1 protein-coding gene is annotated in these 284 nt (G+C 66.2%); it reads left to right on the forward strand.

What is annotated here, in order from left to right; genetic code table 11:
• Positions 1-98: 98 nt before the first annotated feature.
• Positions 99-284: gamma carbonic anhydrase family protein (locus ACLJNW_RS24520; RefSeq protein WP_410961258.1), on the forward strand; the 186-nt coding region annotated here is incomplete at its 3' end.

A 284-nucleotide genomic window follows, 5' to 3' on the forward strand; every position in this document is an offset into this window, starting at 1 on the left:
GCTGTACGACGACCCCATCGACCTGCACACGCCGCCGGCTTCGTTCATCAAACTGAGTTGACCGACGGGGCGCAGACCCCGGCCATGAGGAGATCGCGATGAAATACCGCCTGGGCGATGCCCGCGTCGAAACCCATCCCGACAGCTGGATCGCGCCCAGCGCAGCGGTGATCGGCAAGGTTCGCCTGGATGCCGGCGCCAGCGTCTGGTTTGGCGCGGTGCTGCGCGGCGACAACGAGCTGATCCATATCGGCGAGCACAGCAACGTCCAGGACGGCTCGGTG

The organism is Salmonella sp. SAL4457, from assembly GCF_046548235.1.
GTDB classification, from domain to species: domain Bacteria; phylum Pseudomonadota; class Gammaproteobacteria; order Enterobacterales; family Enterobacteriaceae; genus Salmonella; species Salmonella enterica.